An 18001-nucleotide genomic window follows, 5' to 3' on the forward strand; every position below is an offset into this window, starting at 1 on the left:
GCGCGTCGGGTTGCCCTGTCGTGCGCTACCCCACCACGCGGAGCTCGTGGCCGGACTTGGTGAAGGGATGGTAGCCGTCCTCCCCCATGATGCCGAAGTCCTCGAGGCGCACTCCGAAGCGACCGGGCAGGTAGATGCCCGGCTCGATGGTTATCACGGAGCCGACGGGGACGGGCTTGTCGTAGAGCCTGCCGAAGCTGGGCTGCTCGTGGATCTCGAGCCCCACGCCGTGGCCCAGGCCATGCTTGAAGTAGTCGCCGTAGCCGGCGTCGGTGATGACCTCGACGGCCAAGTTGTGGATGTCGCTGCCGATGCAGCCGGGCCTTGCCTCGCGGGCGCAGGTCTCGTGGGCGAGACGAACCACGTCGTAGACCCGGCGCTGCTCCTCCCCCGGTTCGCCCACGCACACGGTGCGCGTCATGTCGGAGTGGTAGTCGTGGTAGCCGGCACCGTAGTCCATGACGACCATGTCGCCCTCCCGGACCACGTACTCGCCCGGCTGGGCGTGCGGGTTGGCGCCGTTGGGCCCCGCGGCGACGATGGTGTCAAACGAGAGCGCATCCGCGCCATGCGTGAGCATGTAGTTCTCGAGCTCGACCTTGATCTCCTGCTCGGTCATGCCCGCCTTGACGAAGCCGCAGATGTGCTCGAAGGCCGCGTCGGTGATGTCCTGCGCATGCCGCATGAGCTCGACCTCCTCGGCGTCCTTCACGATGCGCAGGCCGACGATGTCGCCGTGCATGCGCGGGACGAGGCAGGCGGTCGATTGCTTTGCGCAGGCGACGTTGAAGGCGTCGAAGAAGGCGAGGCTGCAGCTGTCCTCGATGGCCACGACGCGGGCATGCGCCATCGAGATGACGCGTGCCGCCCACTCCGCGGGGGCAACGAGCTCCATGTCGATCTGCCAGGGGGTGTCGGCACCCAGGCGCTCCTGGAAGGTGTTGAAGTAGCGGGAGTCGGTGTGAAGCCAGAGCCCGTCGGCCGTGACGACGGCCGTGTGCGCCACCTCGCCGTCGAAGGTGCGCTCGGCACCCGTGAGCCAGCGCAGGTCGGGGTTGTTCCTCAGGATCGCGGCGTCGTAGCCACGCTCCCCCATGAGCGCGCGGAAGCGCCCGACGCGTCCCGCGCAGGCCTTTGCGTCTGCCATGTTCGGTTCCTCTCTAAGCGTCCTCTGCCGCGTGGGTGCGTCGCCCGTCCCGCAGCGGCAGTTCGATCCTTCTATTCCTCGGGCAGGTGGGCGTCGCACCAGGCGGCGGCATGCTCGGCGAGCAGGCCCTCGTCGACGGAGGAGAGCCTCACGCGCCCCACGGCCTGGGGCAGCGCCAGGAGGAAGCGGTTGCTGCGAGCGAAGCGCTCCCTCCTCAGGGCCTCCACCATGGCCCCCGGCTCGAGCTCGCACTCTATGGGCTCGACGCCCAGGCGCTCGAGCAGCTCGTCCTGCACCAGCACGTCGTCCACGTCGAGCTTGCCCTCCCCGGCCGAGATGCGGGCGGAGAAGCGAAGCGCCTCTCCCAGGAGCTCCGCCTCGGATGCCGCGGGGACCAGCGGGCGAAGGGCGCGCACGAAGTCCTGCCCATAGAAGAGCGACTGTCGCACGGCGACGGCCGTCGAGGAGGCGAGCTTACCGCGGGCCTTGAGCAGGGCCATGGCTTGGTCGAGGAGGACGTCCTCGTCGCCCTCCATGATCTGGGGCGTGGCGTCCCAGAGGTGCTCGAGCGCCGGCCTCGAGTCCGCGACGGCCGTGGCGACCATCAGCGCGAGCGAGAGGCGCGTGGCCTCCGAGTCGAGCGAGAGGTCCATCACGAGGGGATCGCAGAAGAGGTAGCGGATGCCCAGCCTGAAGCTGGCGACCTCCTCCCTGCCGTCCACGTCGAGCGCGCGGGGCGAGGCAGGCACCAGGAGCATGCCCGCGAGGTCGAGCGCCACGGCGGCCAGGGGGACCCCGCCGCACCAGACCGAGCAGGCCGCCTGGGCGAGCGAGAGCTCGTCGGCATCCCCCAGGGCGAGCACGAGGTCGTCCGAGGTGACGCCGGCCTCCCCCAGGCCGGCCATGAGGGCGCAGAGGGCGCTCACGTCCCGGGCGCCCGCACCGGCGGGGACGTCCACGCGGGCCGCCCTGAAGCCCGCGTCGGTGACCTGCCTGCGCAGGCGCTCGACCAGCGTCTCGTCGGAGCCCTCGGGCACCACGACGGCGCAGACCTCGGGCTTGCCGGAGACCGTCTTGAGGACGGACCCCAGGCCCTCGACGAGGTCGCGGCCCACGCGCACGTCGCAGGAGCCCCCCGGCACCGAGACCCACTGCCTCACCAGCTCGGGCAACCCTTCGCTCATAGCAGACCCTTCTCCCAGAGCAGCTGGGCCGCATCGGCGCAGACCTGCTCGAACGTCCTGTTCCTTATGTCGATCGTGTAGTCGGAGGCGGCCTCGTAGAGGGGCCTCCTCCGACAGTGGAGCCTCCTGGCGCAGTCCGCCGTGACGAAGTCGGGCCTGAGCTCGGGATGCCTGATCTGGCGGAGCGAGTCCTCGACGTCCCCGTCGAGGTAGACCACCGTGCCCATGCGGTGCATGAGCTCGCAGCTCTCCTCGCCCTCCACGATGCCCCCGCCACAGCTCACCAGCAGCGACTTGCGCGAGAGGAGGCCCCTGAGGACCTTCGCCTCGTCGCGTCGAAACGCCTCCTCGCCCTCCCGCTCAAAGATCTGGCAGACGCTGAGGCCGCGCATGCGCTCGACCATGCGGTCGGTGTCCACGTAGTCACGGCGGAAGAGCCCGCCCAGGTTGCGCGCCAGGGTGGACTTGCCCGCTCCGTGAAAGCCCACGAAGAAGATGTGGTCGCAGCCCTCGTGGACCACGTACCCGCCAGCCGATGCCATAGAGCCTCTCGAGAGGAAAGATGTCTTTCGTGACGATTCTAGCATCCGAGTCCCGGGCTACTCCCCCCTGAACCGGCGGTCTCCCAGCACGGCGCGCTCCACGACGCGCAGGGCCCGCGTGTACCAGAGGTCGGTCGTCGACTGGGGACGCACCAGCACCGTGCGCACGCCGGCGAGGTTGCCCGCGACGACGTCGGTGAACACCTGGTCGCCCACGAGCACGGCCTGCTCGGCGGGGACGCCCACCTTGCGCAGCGCGGCATGGACGGCGAAGGGCAGGGGCTTCATGGCGTGATGCACGACCTCGCAGCCCAGCTCGCGGGCCGAGCGCTCGACCTCGGCGGAATGGAAGTTGTTCGAGACGACGCAGGTCGCCATTCCCGCCTCCCGCACCCACCCGAGCCAGTCGAGGACCTGCGGGGGCGCGGCCTTCGCGTCGCGGGGCACGCAGGTGTTGTCACGGTCCAGAAGCACGCAGCGCACCCCCTCGGAGGCGAGGCGCCCGACGTCGACGAGGTCAACAGAGGCGACGTAGGCCGTTGCCTCGAAGGGACTACGAGGCATTGGAGATCGCCTGCAGGTGCTGGTCGTAGGTCTCGGAGAAGACGTGCTCGTTCTGGGTGATCCAGAAGTAGAGGTAGTTGGTGCTGGGCGGGTCCATCGCGGCCTTGATCGAGGCCAGGCTGGGCGAGCAGATGGGAGTCGGGGTCAGTCCCGCGTTGAGGTAGGTGTTGTAGGGGCTCTGGGTCTTGAGGTCGTCGGCGCTCACGGCACCGCCCGTCACGTAGCCCATCGTGGCATCGCTCTGCAGGGCCATGCCCTCCCTCATGCGGTTGTACATCACGGACGAGATGTTGCTGCGGTCCTCGTCGTTCAGGGCCTCCTTCTCGATGATGGAGGCGAGGGTGAGGATGCCGTAGTCGCTCATGTCGATGCCGTAGGTCTCCTTGATTCTCGCCTCCGCCGAGGCGAGGTCGAGGCTCGCGACCTCCTGCCCATATTGGTCGAGCATGGCGCGGATGACGGAGTCCGCCGTCGCAGGAGTGCCGCCGAAGTCGTAGGTCTTGGGGAAGAGGAAGCCCTCGAGCGAGTCGTTGGCGGCCCGTGCGAGGAAGGGGTAGTCGGCGACGTAGTTGGAGGCCTTTACCTGGTTGAGGAAGTCCTCGGCCGACACGCCGATGCCGCTCGAGCCGACGGCCTCCGCCGTCTTCTGGAGGGTGAGGCCCTCGGCTATGGTCAGCTTGCCCGCCGCGGAGTTGGGCCCGCTCACGAGCTGCCTCACGACCTCGGACACGTTGGCGCCGGTGAGGAAGTCGTAGGAGCCGCTCTTCATGCTCGACTCCGCGCCCTGGGCCTGAACGGCCTTGAAGAACTCACCGCTGTCGCCGATGACGCCGGCGTCGAGGAGGATCTGGGCTATCTGGCTGCCGCCCGAGCCCTCCGGGATGGTCACGGTGACCCTCTGCCCGGCGGCGACGGAGCCGCCCGCCTTGCCCGAGGACGAGAAGTGGCGCCAGGCGAGGGTGCCCGCACCCACGAGCAGGCCGCAGACCACCAGGAGCATGAAGGCGACCTTGGGCCAGCGACGGCGCGGACCGCCGGGCCTCTCGCCACGGGCATGAGAGCCGGCGTTTCCGGCAGCGCGACGGGTCGCGCTGACGCTCCGCTGCGAGACCCCTCCCGCATAGCCCGCCCTGCGGTCGGGCGTGGAGGACCCCCTCGAGCGACGCGTGTCACCGCCGCGGACGGGCCGGGAGCCGCGACTCGAGGGCTCGGGCGAGAAGTGCGATCCGTTGCGGGTCGGGTTGTCAGACATCAGGGACCTAATCTACTCGGGCGTCCAGCCAGGCCTGCAGGAACAGGGACGCCGCCACCATGTCGACGCGCCCGCGCATCGAGCGCTCGTCGTACCCCTGCTCACGAAGGATACGCTTGGCCTCCCTGGACGAGAGGCGCTCGTCGGCAAACTCCAGAGGAAGGCCGCAGGAAGCCGCGACCCCCCTCGCCTGCTCCATGACGCGCTCGGCCTGGGGACCCTCCTCGCCCGCAAGGGTGAGGGGGCGGCCGCACAGCAGGAGCTCGGGCTCGTAGTCCTCCAGGATGCGCCTGAAGCTGCGCGCGTTCTGGAGGACCTCCTGGGCCGGGAGCACCTTGACGGGAGAGGCGATGCTTCCGCTCGCGTCGCTCGCCGCGACGCCGATGCGCACCTCCCCTATGTCGAGGGCGAGGACCCGCATGCCGCTAGGCGCCCAGCATCTCTCGGGCGGCCTTCAGCGCCGCGTCGATTCCGGAGGCGTCGGTGCCGCCTGCCTGGGCCATGTTGGGCCTTCCGCCACCGCGGCCACCCACCAGCTGCGAGGCCTCCTTGACCAATGCACCGGCGGAGAAGCCCAGGGCGACGGCGTCGTCGGTCGCTGCCGCGAGCAGGGCGACCTTGCCGTCTGGCGTGGCGGAGGCGATGACGCAGGCGGCCTTCTGCCCGCCCATGCCGTCGCGGATGGTGTCCCAGGCGCTGCGGAGCTCCTTGCCCGAGAGGCCCTCGACGCGGGCGATGGCGCAGCGGTAGCCGCCCAGGTCGACCGCGGAGGAGATAGCCTGCGCCAGCTGGTCGCTGGAGGCACCCACCTTGGCCGCGTCCAGGCTCTTGCGCGCCTCGCGGAGCTCCGCCTCCAGGGCCTCGACGCGCGCCTTGAGGTCGGACGGGCGGCACTTGAGCGACGTCGCGACGTCTTCCAGGAGCTGCAGGCGCTCGTCCACGTACTCTATGGCGCCGGCGGAGGTCACGGCCTCGAGCCTGCGGGCGTTGGACCCCACGGAGCTCTCGCTCACGATCTTGAAGAAGCCGAGGTCGGCGGTGTTGCGGGCGTGGGTGCCGCCGCAGAGCTCGCGGGAGAAGGGCCTCTCGGACTCGCCGGTCGAGACCACGCGCACGACGTCGCCGTACTTCTCGCCGAAGAGGGCGACTGCACCGGACGCCTTGGCCTCCTCGATGCCCATGATCCTGGTCACGATGGGCTCGGCGGCGAAAATCTGCGCGTTGACCAGCCCCTCGACGCGCTCGACCTCGTCCTTGGTCATGGCCTCGAAGTGCGTGAAGTCGAAGCGCAGGCGGTCGGGGGCGACGAGGGAGCCCGCCTGGCTCACGTGCTCGCCCAGGACCTGCTTGAGCGCGGCGTCCAGGAGGTGGGTCGCGGTGTGGTTGCGTCGGATGAGCTCGCGGCGGCCGTGGTCGACCACGGCACGGAGCTCGCGGCCCTGGGCCACCTCACCCGCGACGACCTCCGCCACATGCCCCACAAGACCACCCTCGTGGTGGCGTGTGTCAGTGACCTGCAGGCTCAGGCCCTTTGCCAGGAGCCTGCCGGTGTCGCCCACCTGGCCGCCCATCTCGGCGTAGAAGGGAGTGCGGTCGAGGACGACCTCGACCCTCTGCCCCAGGGTGGCGGAGGGGACCTCCTCGCCGTCGCGGACGAGGGCCAGCACCCGGGCGCCCTCGAGCTCGTCGCTGTCGTAGCCCACGAACTCGGTCTGGGCGATGCGGTCGGAGAGGGAGACCCACACGTTGTTGGCCTTGCCCCAGGCGTCGCGGTTGGCCGTGGCGCGGGCGCGCTCGCGCTGGGCCTCCATGGCGTTGTCGAAGGCGCCCATGTCGATGCCATGGCCGGAGTTGGCGCAGATCTCGCGCGTGAGGTCGATGGGGAAGCCATAGGTGTCATGCAGCTTGAAGGCCACGGCGCCCGAGAGGTCCTCCCCCTCGCCCAGGGACTCGAGCTCGGCCTTGAGCATGGTCTCGCCGGCGTCCAGGGTTGCGCCGAAGCGCTCCTCCTCGGCGTTCACGATGCCGTCGATGAGGGCGCCGTTCTCCACCAGCTGCGGGTACACGTCCGCCATGAGGCTCGTGACCTCGTGGACGTAGTTGGAGAGGAAGCGGCCCTGGATGCCCAGGAGGCGTCCGTGGTAGACGGCGCGGCGCAGCAGGCGGCGCAGGACGTAGCCGCGTCCCTCGTTGGAGGGCAGGATGCCGTCGCCGATCATGAACGAGACGGCGCGGCTGTGGTCCGCGACGATGCGCAGGCTCTTGTCCACGGAGCCGGACTCGTGATAGGTCACGCCTGCGAGCCGCTCGCCCACGCCGATGAGCGTGCGCAGCACGTCGCCCTCGTAGTTGGAGCCCTCGTGCTGCATGATCGCGGCGATGCGCTCCAAGCCCATGCCCGTGTCGATGTTGCGGTGGGGCAGCTCGGGCATGGAGCCGTCCTCCTGGCGGTCGTACTGGGTGAACACGAGGTTCCAGAACTCGAGGTAGCGGTCGCCGTCGTCGCCGGGCGCCTCTCCCTCGAAGTCGGGGCCCTGGTCGAAGTAGATCTCGGAGCAGGGACCGCAGGGGCCGGTGGGGCCGGCGGCCCAGAAGTTGTCCTCCTCGCCCAGCCGCGAGATGTGGTCGTAGGCGACGCCCTGGGCGTGCCAGAGCTCGATCGCCTCGTCGTCGTCCTCGAAGACGGTCATGTAGAGGCGGTCCGCGGGAAGGCCGAGGTGCTCGGGGCTGGTGATGAACTCCCAGGCCCAGGCGATGGCGTCGGCCTTGGTGTAGCCGCCGAACGAGAAGTTGCCCAGCATCTCGAAGAACGAGAGGTGGCGGGAGTCGCCGATGTTGTCGATGTCGTTCGTGCGCAGGCACTTCTGGCAGGAGGTGGCACCTATCTCCCTCATGGTCTTGGTGCCCTGGTAGTACTCCTTGAACTGGTTCATGCCGGCGTTGGCGAGGAGGAGCGAGGGGTCCTCGGGGACGAGCGAGGAGGACGGATAGAGCTTGCAGCCCTTCTCCTCGAAGAAGCGCAGGAAGTCGCTGCGAATCTGCGCGGTGGTCATGGTCTTGTAGTCAGAGCTGCTCATGCTTCTCCTTGTGGTCTTACTTGCGGCGGTGGCGCCGAGCCAACCCATATATCATACGTGGCGCGCCCTTCGAGCGCGGCTGGGAATTGCCACTCAGCTACTTCTCTTCATCGTCTGCGCCAGACCTGCCGCGCATGGCATGCCGCGCGACGTTTTGCACCCGCGCCCCCAGGCCGACCCCGGCCGCGTCCGGCCGGGGCTCGGGCCGCACCGCATGCAGGCCCTCGGGGCTCACCAGCCGCGTGCTCTCGAAGAAGCGGTCGTCGTCCAGGGCGTCGAAGGAGGGCTCGATGCGCCCCTCCTCGTCGCGGAAGGGGGTGCTCCTGAACAGCGCCCCGTCGTACGAGACGAGCTGCCGTCCGCTCTTCGACTCGAAGAAGTAGACGAAGACGCTGCGGGCCGCGGCGGTGAGCGGTATCGCCAGCGCCATGCCCAGGACCCCGCCCAAGGCGTTGCCGATCACGATGCCCAGAAGCGAGAGCGCCGGATGCACCTTGACCGACGACTGCATGACCAGGGGAGAAACCACGTTGTCCGTCAGGTTCTGCACCACCACCGACACGAGCAGGGCCTCGAGGGCGAGCACGGGGCTCACCGAGAGCGCGAGCAGCACGGCGAGGGCGGAGGCGATCCAAGGCCCCACCACGGGCACGAAGTGGAACACGCCCATCGCGATGGCCATGAGCCCCGCGTAGGGGTGTCCCATGAGCGCGTAGCCCACGAAGGCGAGGAGCCCGCCCACGAGCGAGGTGATGGTGACGCCCCTCATGTAGCCGCCCACGGACCGGCTCATCACGGCGAGGAGCACCGAGAGGTCCCTGCCGTGCGCGGGGCCGGCGATGACCATGAGCTCGCGCGCAATCCTTGGGTAGTCCTTCGCGAACCAGTAGCCCAGGACGAGGCCGAGGAAGAGGGTGAAGAGCCCTCCCACGGCAGAGACGGCGTTGCGCACGATGCCGCTGGAGAGCCGCTCCACCAGCTCGGAGGAGGTGTTGAGGCCCAGGTTGGATATGGCGGTCACGAACTGGTCGAGGCTCTGCTGGACCTCTACGGTCTTGTCGCTGCCAAAGGACTCCCAGAACCCACCCATGGTCGCGCGCAGCTGCGAGACGTACACGGGCGTCCTCTGCAGGACCTCGAGCAGCTGGCTCATGAAGGGCGGTCCCAGCAGGACGAAGACGAGGGACGCGACGAGGAGCACGAGCAGGAGGGAGGCGAGCGCGGCGAGCGCGCGGCCCACTCCCCTCCCCTCGAGCCAGTTGGTGATGGGGCTGCAGACGAAGCCGACGACCACCCCCACGATGAGGAGCTCCACCGCGGGCCACACGATCACGAGCGCGCGGCTGGCCAGCCAGACGGCGAGCAGGCAGCCCACGGTCGCCCAGGCCCGCAGGGCGACCCTGCGGGCCATTTCGTCGCTGGCGCCACGGTCGTGGGCGTCGGTCTGGGGCATGAGGGCTCCCTTCCGGCCTAGCGCATGAGCCCCTCGGGGTCGATCTTCTCCTGGACCTTCTTGAGCGTGCGCCTCAGGAGGCGCGACACCTGCACCTGGGAGATGCCGAGCTTCTTCGCTATCTCGACCTGGGTGAGGCCGTCGATGAAGCGCATGCGTATGATCTCCTGCTCGCGCGGAGAGAAGTCGCGGATGGTGTCCTCGATGACCATGCGGTCGTCAGAGGAGGCGAGCTCCTCGTCCTCGCTGGCGTAGTGGTCCAGGACCGAGGGGCTGTCGTCGTCCCCACCCGAGCTCGGCGCCTCGAGCGAGACCGAGCTGTAGGCGCTGGAGGACTCCATCGCCTCGAGCACCTCGTCCACCGTGGAGTCGAGCTCGCGGGCTATCTCCTCCACCGAGGGGCTGCGCTGCAGCTCCTTCGTGAGCTCGTCGGTCACCTGGTTGACCTTGGCCGAGAGCTCCTGCAGGCGACGGGGCACGCGCACCGACCAGCCCTTGTCGCGGAAGTGGCGCTTGATCTCTCCCGTGATGGTGGGCGTGGCGAAGGTCGTGAACTCGAGGCCGCGCTCGGGGTCGAAGCGGTCGATGGCCTTGATGAGGCCGATGGAGCCCACCTGGATGAGGTCGTCCAGCGGCTCGCCGCGGGTCTTGAACTTGGACGCGAGGAAGCGGACCAGGTTCAGGTGGCTCTCGATGAGCTGCTCGCGGGCCTCCTCGTCGCCCTCCTCCTTGTAGCGGCGGAAGAGCTCGCGCGTGCGCCCCTTGTCCCAGGCGAGTTTGCCGTGGGTGAGGCGCGCGGAGCTCCTACGACGGCGGCGCTCGGCCGAGGCGGACGTTGCGTCGAGGCTAGGCATGGGCAACGACCGTGCCCTTCGCGAGGTGCAGGACGCCCTCCTCGGTGATGTCGAACTCGTCGCAGATGGCCGAGAGGAGCAGGCCCACCATCTCGAGGCCATCCTCCCCTGCGCCCCCCTCCGACTCGTCGGGCTCGCCCTCGCCCAGCACGAAGTCCATGCGCACGGCACGCTCGCCCAGGCGGAAGCTGATGTCGCAGGACTCGGGACGGGTCGCGCAGCAGTAGACGAAGCCCTCCTCGGCGGCCATGCGGACGTCCTCCACGTCGTCCACGCTCATGTCGCAGGCGACGGCGAGGCTCGCTGCGGTCATGCGCACGGCGCGCGCGTACTTCGCCTCGGCGGGAACGCTCAGGCGAACCATGTTCTCGGTCATTTCTCTCCTTGTCAGGGGCGCTGCCAGGCGACGCCCGCGTGGTGTGTGGTCGATCCTCAGCTGGGAAGGAGGCCGATGCTACTCCTCGGCGTCGTCCTCGTTCGTGGTGGCGTCGCCGCCCTCGCCCGCCCCCTCTTCCACCTTGGGGCTGCCATTCTTGGGGTCGTCACCCTTGGGACTGCCGTAGGTCACGTACCCCGTGGGCTCCTTGGCGTGATGCGGAGAGGAGGCCGGGCCGCCCGCGAGGGAGGCGTCGTCCGCAGGGGCGAGCTTGGCCGCGCCGCGCTCGCCAGGCACGTGGGCGAGGCGTGAGACGATTCCGTTCACCGAGTTCGCCGCGTTGTTGGCGACCTTGGTCACGGCGTCGGTCACGCCGACGGCGGTGCCGGACACGGTGGAGACGTCGCCCAGGATGCCGTTCACGCGCTCGAGGCTGACGTTTGCCTGCGTCACGGCGACGTCGAGCTTCGCCGCGATGGGGTCGGCCTGCTTCAGCGCGGGCTGCAGCTCGTCCATGACGCCGTCCAGCTTCGAGATGATGGGCTGCACCTGCTCGATCGTCTCGTTCGCAGACCTCGTCACCTCCTCGACGGAGGAGCGGGCCTTCCTGAGGGTGAGCGCCAGCTCGACGACCGCCCATATCGCCGCGGCCACGAGTGCCAGGATCAAGATGCCAAGAGGTGTGAGGTCCATGACCTGCCCTTCCCTAGTGCGTGGGCCGCAACGCACGGCGCGGCCACGTGGTCGGGTCCAATTCTAGCCGTTCGTGCCGTCCTGGCCAGGACGGCCGTCCTGCGCGTCAAGATGGTCCCTTCCCGCAGCCTCCACGCGCCAGGCCTCCCAGCCCCTCGGCCCCGGATGGTAGAAGTCGCCCCGCGAGAGCCCGTCGGGAAGGTACTGCTGGGGCACCCAACCCGCCGGGAAGTCGTGGGGGTACAGGTAAGCGCCATAGCCCTCGGAACCCGGGCGATGGCGGTCGCGCAGGTGGCTAGGCACCTCCCGGCGTGGCCCCTCGCGCACCTCGCGCAGGGCGGCGTCGACGCCCGCCTCGGCGGCGTTGGACTTCGGGGCGAGCGCCATGTAGGTGGCCGCCTGCGCCAGGTTGATGCGACACTCCGGGTATCCGATGACCTCGGTCGCCCTGAAGGCGGCCTCGGCCACGAGGAGGGCCTGGGGGTCGGCGTTGCCTATGTCCTCGGAGGCGAGGATGAAGATGCGGCGCGCGATGAACTTGGGGTCCTCGCCCGCGTCGATCATGCGGGCGAGCCAGTAGAGGGCCGCGTCGGGGTCGCTCCCGCGCATCGACTTGATGAAGGCGGAGATGACGTCGTAGTGCATGTCGCCGGACTTGTCGTAGCTGAGGCCGCGGCGGGGGTTCGCCTCGCGCACGTGCTCGGAGGTGATGGCAAGGGGGTGGGAGGGGTCGGCCTCGGCGGGGTCTCCGGTGGGAAGGGCCATCTGGCTCGCGAGATCGAGCGAGGTGAGGGCGGCGCGGCCATCTCCCCCGGCCAGGGTCACGATGTCGCGCAGCGCCTCGTCCTCGAGGGCGAAGGCGCCGGCCAGGCCCTGGGGGTCCGCCACCGCCCGCAGGACCAGCGTGCGCAGCGACTCGTCGTCGAGGGGCTGGAGCTCGACCACCCGCGAGCGGCTGATGAGCGCTGAGTTGACCTCGAAGTAGGGGTTCTCGGTCGTGGCACCCACGAGGACGACCACGCGGTCCTCCACGGCGTGCAGCAGCGCATCCTGCTGCGAGCGGTTGAAGCGGTGGATCTCGTCCACGAAGAGGATGGTGCGCCTTCCCTGGACGAGTAGGCGGCTCTCCGCCGCGTCCACCTCGCGACGGAGGTCCTTCACCGTGCCCGTCACGGCCGAGACCTCGACGAACTCGGCATGGGTGCCATTGGCGATGATCCACGCGAGCGTGGTCTTGCCCGTGCCGGCGGGCCCGTAGAGGAGGACGGACGAGAGCGTGTCGTGCTCTATGGCCCGCCTCAGCCACGACCCCTCCCCCACGGCCTGCTCCTGGCCCACGAACTCGTCGAGGGTCTGGGGCCGCATTCGCACGGCGAGAGGGGCGTTGGCCTTGCGCTTGTAGCGCTCGACGCTTGAGAAGAGGGTGTCCATGTGGCCCTCTACGCCCGCACGCCGTCGAAGTAGCGCCGCCTGGGGAAGAGCGACCTAGCCTCGGGGAAGATCTCCTGGCAGATCGCCACGAAGTAGTCGTCGGTCATGGCGCTGATGAAGTCGCAGACGGTCTGGTCGGGGTCCGTCTCCCAGTCGTACTCGCGCCCGTAGTGGCCCAGGTGCCGCTGGAGCGGGAGCACGTGGTGCTGGAACACGGCGCTGCCCTCGTCACCCTCGGCCAGGGCATCCAGCTCGTGCTCGTAGAGGCGGTGGAAGTACTCCCCCACCTCGCGCGAGAAGTCGCCGTTGACCTCCGCCGAGCGGTAGATCTTCTGGTAGTTCTCGCGCTTCGCGCGCCTGAGCTCGGCGAACCCCTCCACGCTCAGGGCGATGCGGTCCTTGCCCAGGCTGTTCTCGACCACGTCGGCCACGAAGGCCGAGAGCGCCCACGCGTTGTAGGCGCCTCCCAGGCCGTCGTCGAAGCTGTCCTCGTCGCAGATGCCGGCGCGGATGGCGTCCTGCCGGTCCTTGCCCACGTAGGCGATGATGTCCGACACGCGGACGACGCAGCCCTCGAGGGTCATGGGGCGCAGGCGCCCGATGGCATCCTCGCCCGTCTCCCAGCAGCCCGCCACCACGCGGTCGAAGGTGTCGAAGTTGGTGAGTCCGCTGGTCTCGAGCCGCTGCTGCTCGAACTCGCCGTTGTGGCAGATCACGCCGTCGAGGGTCTGGAGCGAGAGGTTGCGCCCGTAGAGGCGGTCGAGCACGCGCACGCTCTGCACGTTGTGGAAGAACCAGCGCCCCGTGCGCTCGTGGAAGACGTCGTTGAGGCACTTCTCGCCCACGTGGCCGAAGGGCGTGTGCCCCAGGTCGTGGCCCAGGGCTATGGCCTCGATGAGGTCCAGGTTGAGCCCCAGGGCGCGGCCGATGTCCCGCGCGACCCTGCCCACGAGCTGCTCGTGGAGGCCGCGGCGGCAGAGGTCGTCGTTGGGCCTGAACGAGAAGACCTGGGTCTTTCCGTTGAGCCTGTTGTAGGCGGGGATGTGGAGGATCTTCTCCGTGTCGCGCACGAAGGCGGGGCGCAGGGCGCTGTCCTGGTCGCGCTCGTCGTCGCGGCGGATCGCCGCGAGGTCCGAGGTCGCGTAGTGCGAGAGCGTGCCCGACGCGCGCTGCTCGCGCACGCGCGCGGCTGCCTCGTCGGAAAGGCGCCCCGTGAGCAGCGGCGCCAGCCTGTTGGTCTGCATGGTCCCTCCCGGCATGGCCTCGACCGTCAGGGACGCGAGCCTGCGCGCTGCACCTGGGCGACGTCAGCCATGCGATAGCTGTCTTCTGACGCCCAGTATAGGAGCAGCCTGGGACCTAGTGCCTGGGGCCGTCCCCCGCACATGCCGGTGGCTCGTCCGTCTGCGCGGTATCTCCACCTTGCGCGGGCTCCTCGCCCGCACCGTGGGCCCAGCCATCTCCGGCCCCCTCAGGCGCGACCACCTCCCCCGCCTCGGAAGCGCGGGATATGTAGCAGCTCTCGTTGGCGGCCTGCACCTTGAGGCCTAGGCGTCGCTGCAGCCTGAGGGAGTCCCTGTTCTCCGGCCACACCTCGCACCAGGGCCTGAGGCCACGCGCCAGCTGGTCCTCGATCTTGGCGCGCTCGAGCGCCTCTCCCCAGCCCCTGCCCCTGTGCTCGGGGAAGACCTCCAGCATGCCCATGGAGCCACCGGGGTGCTCGCCCACGAACCCCACCAGCTCGCCGCCCTCGAAGCCCCCCAGCAGGAGTCCCTGCTTGAGCAGCCCCTCGAGCTCCCCTTGGCGCAGGTACTCCGGGTGGGAGTAGCGCTCCCTCACGACACTCGCGAAGGAGGCGTCAAGGGGACGGACCTCGCGCGGACGAGAGGGACGGTGCCCCTTCGCCGCTGGCTTGGGCCGCCCCTGGCAGACGCAGATGCTCACGGGGCTCACGGACTCGAGCCCCAGGGTGAGGCACACGTCGCGAACGAGCGCCGGCTCGAGGCAGTACACGAGCTCGACGTCGTCCAGCATGAGCAGGACGTCGTGCGCGAGCTCCCGGTCGCGGCCCCAGATGGTGACCTGGCCGGGCACCAGCGAGAGGGCCACGCAGCCCTCCTCCGCGAACAGCACCTCTCCGATGCCCCTCCTCAGCTCCTCCTGCAGGGGGAAGCAGCGCCGCGGCGCGCCCTCGAGCAGGGTTTGCGCCCGCGTGCGGCGCTCCTCCACGTCGCCTCGCCGCATCATCATGCGAACCCAGAGCCTGCGCGCAAGCTGGCGCGAGCCCTCTGCGTTGGGATGCTCGAAGCCGTCCGCCATGAGCGAGGCCCTGTGGTCCAGCAGCCGCCCCCCGTCCAGGAGGGTCATCTGGTCGTGCGGGGCGCAGTGGGCCGCCAGGAAGAGGGGCACGCTCTGCCAGCAGCTCATGGGGTGGGAGGGGTAGGCCTCCTCGTCGTGCCAGAGGGGCGACATGACCCAGATGGGGACCCTGGGCCAGAGGCGCGAGAGCTCGAGCAGATAGCCCCTGACGTCGCGCGTCACCAGGCGCTCGCGGCAGGGCTCGTAGCGATAGTTTGCCCCCAGCTCCACGACGATGCAGGCGGGGTCGACCGCCTGGGCGAGCCCCAGGAGCGTCCCCGGCTGGAACACCTGCCCGCCTATGCCCTGGTTCACGAGGTCCAGGCCCAGGCGGGACGCCAGGAGGGCGGGCCAGGCCTGGGAGGGGTCGTCCGAGACGAAGCCCTGGGCGATGGAGTCCCCCAGGACGAGGAGCTCCCGACGGGCGGCGACCTCCCTCACGAAGCTGCCGTTGCCCACGACGTCGCGAAGTCGGCATCCGCGCAGGCAGGGAAGCCAGATGCGCACGTGGTGCGTGTCTCCCATGCCGGGGAGCTGCATGACGCCATCGGCCGGGGCGGCGTCGGGGTCGTCGAGCGAGAAGACCACGCAGTCGTCGTCGCCGGAGGGCTGTCGCAGGCCCAGGTGCCTGCCGTCCACCTCGCAGGACACGCCGTCATGAGGGAGCAACTCCCCCTCCGGGTCCACGTAGTCGAGCACCGCCCGGGTGCCCCGGGGCTCGTCGTCGAGCAGGAGCTCGAGGGCGACCTCGGACGAGTCCGTCGTGAACTCGAGCGTCACGCCGGCGGTCGTGCGGGCCATCTGTCGGTACAGGCCCGGATGCCAGGCCTGGCAGCTTCCCAGAGCGCGCATCTGGATGGGCGAGAAGCGCCAGGGCCGCACCCAGCCCTCGCCCTCGTCGCTCGTCCTCAGGGCGCCATGCAGGAGCTCGCGCGCGCTCGCCGGGACGAGCGTCCGCTGCGAGCCGGGCGTCATGTCCATGTCACGAAGCCTCATCGACGTCTCTCTCGTTTGAGCTGCGGTCCTCGCCGTTGAGCACTGGCATTCTCTCAGAGCGTGCCGACGTCAGGCAAGGATGGCGCAAAAAAGCCAGGAGCGGGGCCGCTACCCGCCCACCGCGTCCCGGGACAGGCAGGGCGGGTCGCTCCCCTCCGCGGCCTCGCGCACCACGGCGTAGGCCCGGACCAGATCGTCGAGGCGCCACCGGGCGTTGGCGGGGCTCGTCGAGGGCAGCGCCACGCAGGGCACGCCCAGGACGGGCTCGACATGACGGCGGTAGAGCCGCGCCGCGGTCGAGCCCGTGCAGAACACGCGGCAGATGGGGGCTGCCCTGAGGATGGGCCCGAGGTCGTTGGGGACGGGATTCGCGATGGACGAGTCTGATGCCCTCGCGATGTCGCAGCTCGCCAGCACATCATGCAGGGCAAGACGATGGCGGCGCAGGAGGTCCCGGCGACCCTCGACGCTGTTGGGAGGCTCCTCATCCCAGAGGGCGGAGAGCACGCGCCAGAAGCGGTTCTGGGGGTTCCCGTAGTGGAAGCCCCTCTCGCGCGAGAGCGGGCTGGGGAGGCTCCCCAGGACGAGCACCCTGGAGTCCGCGTCGAAGATGGCGGGAAGCGGGGACTCGACGTGCCTCAGCGGCCGGGTCGCGCCCCTCCCGGCGTCACGGCCGGAGGGCACGCTACTCTCCCTCGCGGACGGGCTCGTAGAACTCCATGCCATCATCCAGACGCAGCATGCAGACCTTCCCGAAGCCCGCGCCGCCCGCGGCGCCGCAGTCGATGTCCCAGCGGTCCGAGACGCCGCCCGTGGCCTCGCAGGCCCCGACCCTGACCATCTGGCAGAGCCCGTCATCCGCCCTCGAGGGCCGCTCGGGCAGGTCCGCCATGCCGTCCAGGTACGCCGTCGGCGTGTGGCCCGCGATCACGATGGGACCGCGCCCCGCCTCGTCGAGGAGGTTCGTGGGCCGCCCCCAGAAGTCCTCGCGGATCCAGAGGAGGTCGTCCACGAGCTGCCGGTCCAGGAGGTCGAGCAGCGCCTGGGCGTCCCAGGACTCGCGGGGAGAGAGCCCGTCGGCGCGGATGCCCGCGTGCACCAGGATGTAGGGCCTCTCGCCCACCTGGGTGATGGCGCAGACGGGAAGCTGCTCCACCCAGCCGAGGAGCTCGGTGCGCGACGCCTCGTCGAGCCCGTCGAGGCCCGCCTGGGTGCTCGCCGCGCCGTTGGTCTGCCAGTTGTACTGGCGGATGGGGTCGTCGGGCTGCTCGAGGCACGAGAGGAGGAGGTCCTCGTGGTTGCCCATGAGAACGGTGCAGCCGGGGAGGTCGCGGCAGCAGCGCATGACCCCCACGGGGTCAGGCCCGCGGTCGATCATGTCGCCTAGCATGAAGAGGCTGTCACCCTCGCCGGGGGCGATGCGCTCCAGCAGGCGGTCGAGGGGGGCAAGGTGCCCATGCACGTCCGAGAACACGTAGGTTGACACGAGCGTCCCTCCTCAGGTGGCAGTGCGTCGCCCCTCTGGCTACGGCGCTGCCTGGCAATGTCTCACAGTCTAGCGGTAGTGCCCCGACGCGTGCCTGCCCGACCTTATGGTCCTGAGCCTCCAGCCCGGCAGGGACCCGGCCTCCACGATGCGCCCCGCGTGCGTTCCGGCACCGCCCGCCCGCTCGACCTGCGTCACCACATCGCGCATCGTGGACTCGAAGCGCTCGCCCTTGAGGTGGCACTCCCAGACCACGACCACCGTCCAGCCGTCCTCCATGAGCAGGACCTGGTCACGCTCGTCACGAGCCCTGTTGCGGTTGAACTTCGCCTCCCAGAACTCGACGTTGGACTTGGGCATGCGCAGGTCGCAGTGGGGGCAGCGATGCCAGAAGCAGCCGTTCACGAAGATCGCCACCTTGCGGCCGGGATAGCAGATGTCGGGCCTCCCGGCCGCCTTCTTCCAGTGCAGGCGATAGCCGGGGTAGCCCGCGGCGCGCAGGGCCTCCCTCACCCTGAGCTCGGGCTTGGTGTCCTCGCTCTTGTTGGCCTGCATCACATGGCGCGTGGCAAGGCTGGTCATGCTGCG

The 18001-nt window shown here is 69.7% G+C and carries 17 protein-coding genes; all 17 read right to left on the minus strand.

Going from position 1 to position 18001, the window contains the following annotated elements; genetic code table 11:
* Positions 1-25 precede the first annotated feature (25 nt).
* Positions 26-1147 (minus strand): M24 family metallopeptidase, encoded by a 1122-nt coding sequence (locus HMPREF1868_RS06235; protein ID WP_062531324.1) that lies wholly within the window; start codon positions 1145-1147, stop codon positions 26-28.
* 71 nt (positions 1148-1218) lie between these two features.
* On the minus strand, positions 1219-2331 hold the full coding sequence (locus HMPREF1868_RS06240; protein WP_062531325.1) for a dehydroquinate synthase/iron-containing alcohol dehydrogenase family protein: 1113 nt from the start codon (positions 2329-2331) through the stop codon (positions 1219-1221).
* Positions 2328-2873, minus strand: a complete 546-nt coding sequence (locus tag HMPREF1868_RS06245) for a shikimate kinase (protein ID WP_062531326.1) — start codon at positions 2871-2873, stop codon at positions 2328-2330. Before HMPREF1868_RS06245 ends, HMPREF1868_RS06240 begins: the two co-directional genes overlap by 4 nt.
* A 57-nt stretch (positions 2874-2930) precedes the next feature.
* Complete coding sequence (locus tag HMPREF1868_RS06250; RefSeq protein WP_062531327.1) at positions 2931-3437, minus strand: YqeG family HAD IIIA-type phosphatase; 507 nt, start codon at positions 3435-3437, stop codon at positions 2931-2933.
* Positions 3427-4689, minus strand: coding sequence for an endolytic transglycosylase MltG (gene mltG / locus HMPREF1868_RS06255; RefSeq protein ID WP_062531328.1), 1263 nt, complete (start codon positions 4687-4689; stop codon positions 3427-3429). Before mltG ends, HMPREF1868_RS06250 begins: the two co-directional genes overlap by 11 nt.
* Before the next feature lie 7 nt (positions 4690-4696).
* On the minus strand, positions 4697-5110 hold the full coding sequence (gene ruvX, locus HMPREF1868_RS06260) for a Holliday junction resolvase RuvX (RefSeq protein WP_009279065.1): 414 nt from the start codon (positions 5108-5110) through the stop codon (positions 4697-4699).
* 4 nt (positions 5111-5114) lie between these two features.
* Complete coding sequence (alaS, locus tag HMPREF1868_RS06265; protein ID WP_062531329.1) at positions 5115-7766, minus strand: alanine--tRNA ligase; 2652 nt, start codon at positions 7764-7766, stop codon at positions 5115-5117.
* A gap of 97 nt (positions 7767-7863) precedes the next feature.
* A complete protein-coding gene (locus tag HMPREF1868_RS06270; protein WP_062531330.1) occupies positions 7864-9219 on the minus strand; it encodes an AI-2E family transporter in 1356 nt (451 codons plus the stop codon).
* Between the two features lie 17 nt (positions 9220-9236).
* On the minus strand, positions 9237-10073 hold the full coding sequence (locus HMPREF1868_RS06275) for a SigB/SigF/SigG family RNA polymerase sigma factor (RefSeq protein WP_062531331.1): 837 nt from the start codon (positions 10071-10073) through the stop codon (positions 9237-9239).
* On the minus strand, positions 10066-10449 hold the full coding sequence (locus HMPREF1868_RS06280) for an ATP-binding protein (RefSeq protein WP_009279061.1): 384 nt from the start codon (positions 10447-10449) through the stop codon (positions 10066-10068). The genes HMPREF1868_RS06275 and HMPREF1868_RS06280 overlap by 8 nt, the downstream gene beginning before the upstream one ends.
* Positions 10450-10527: 78 nt before the next feature.
* Positions 10528-11142, minus strand: coding sequence for a DUF948 domain-containing protein (locus HMPREF1868_RS06285; RefSeq protein WP_062531332.1), 615 nt, complete (start codon positions 11140-11142; stop codon positions 10528-10530).
* Between the two features lie 63 nt (positions 11143-11205).
* A complete protein-coding gene (locus HMPREF1868_RS06290) occupies positions 11206-12573 on the minus strand; it encodes a replication-associated recombination protein A (protein WP_062531333.1) in 1368 nt (455 codons plus the stop codon).
* Between the two features lie 8 nt (positions 12574-12581).
* On the minus strand, positions 12582-13817 hold the full coding sequence (locus HMPREF1868_RS06295; protein ID WP_062531334.1) for a deoxyguanosinetriphosphate triphosphohydrolase family protein: 1236 nt from the start codon (positions 13815-13817) through the stop codon (positions 12582-12584).
* 115 nt (positions 13818-13932) lie between these two features.
* The gene (locus HMPREF1868_RS10170) at positions 13933-15927 is read right to left on the minus strand and encodes a GNAT family N-acetyltransferase (protein WP_304437899.1); all 1995 of its coding nucleotides are present in this window, start codon (positions 15925-15927) and stop codon (positions 13933-13935) included.
* Positions 15928-16035: 108 nt separating this feature from the next.
* Positions 16036-16611: a DNA-deoxyinosine glycosylase gene (locus HMPREF1868_RS06305; RefSeq protein WP_082719568.1), complete on the minus strand. Its 576-nt coding sequence runs from the start codon at positions 16609-16611 to the stop codon at positions 16036-16038.
* Between the two features lies 1 nt (position 16612).
* On the minus strand, positions 16613-17413 hold the full coding sequence (locus HMPREF1868_RS06310) for a metallophosphoesterase family protein (RefSeq protein WP_062531335.1): 801 nt from the start codon (positions 17411-17413) through the stop codon (positions 16613-16615).
* A 69-nt stretch (positions 17414-17482) separates the two neighbouring features.
* On the minus strand, positions 17483-17995 hold the full coding sequence (locus HMPREF1868_RS06315) for a very short patch repair endonuclease (RefSeq protein ID WP_062531336.1): 513 nt from the start codon (positions 17993-17995) through the stop codon (positions 17483-17485).
* Positions 17996-18001 lie beyond the last annotated feature (6 nt).

It is taken from the genome of Olsenella sp. DNF00959, from assembly GCF_001553055.1.
GTDB classification, from domain to species: Bacteria; Actinomycetota; Coriobacteriia; order Coriobacteriales; family Atopobiaceae; genus Olsenella_I; species Olsenella_I phocaeensis.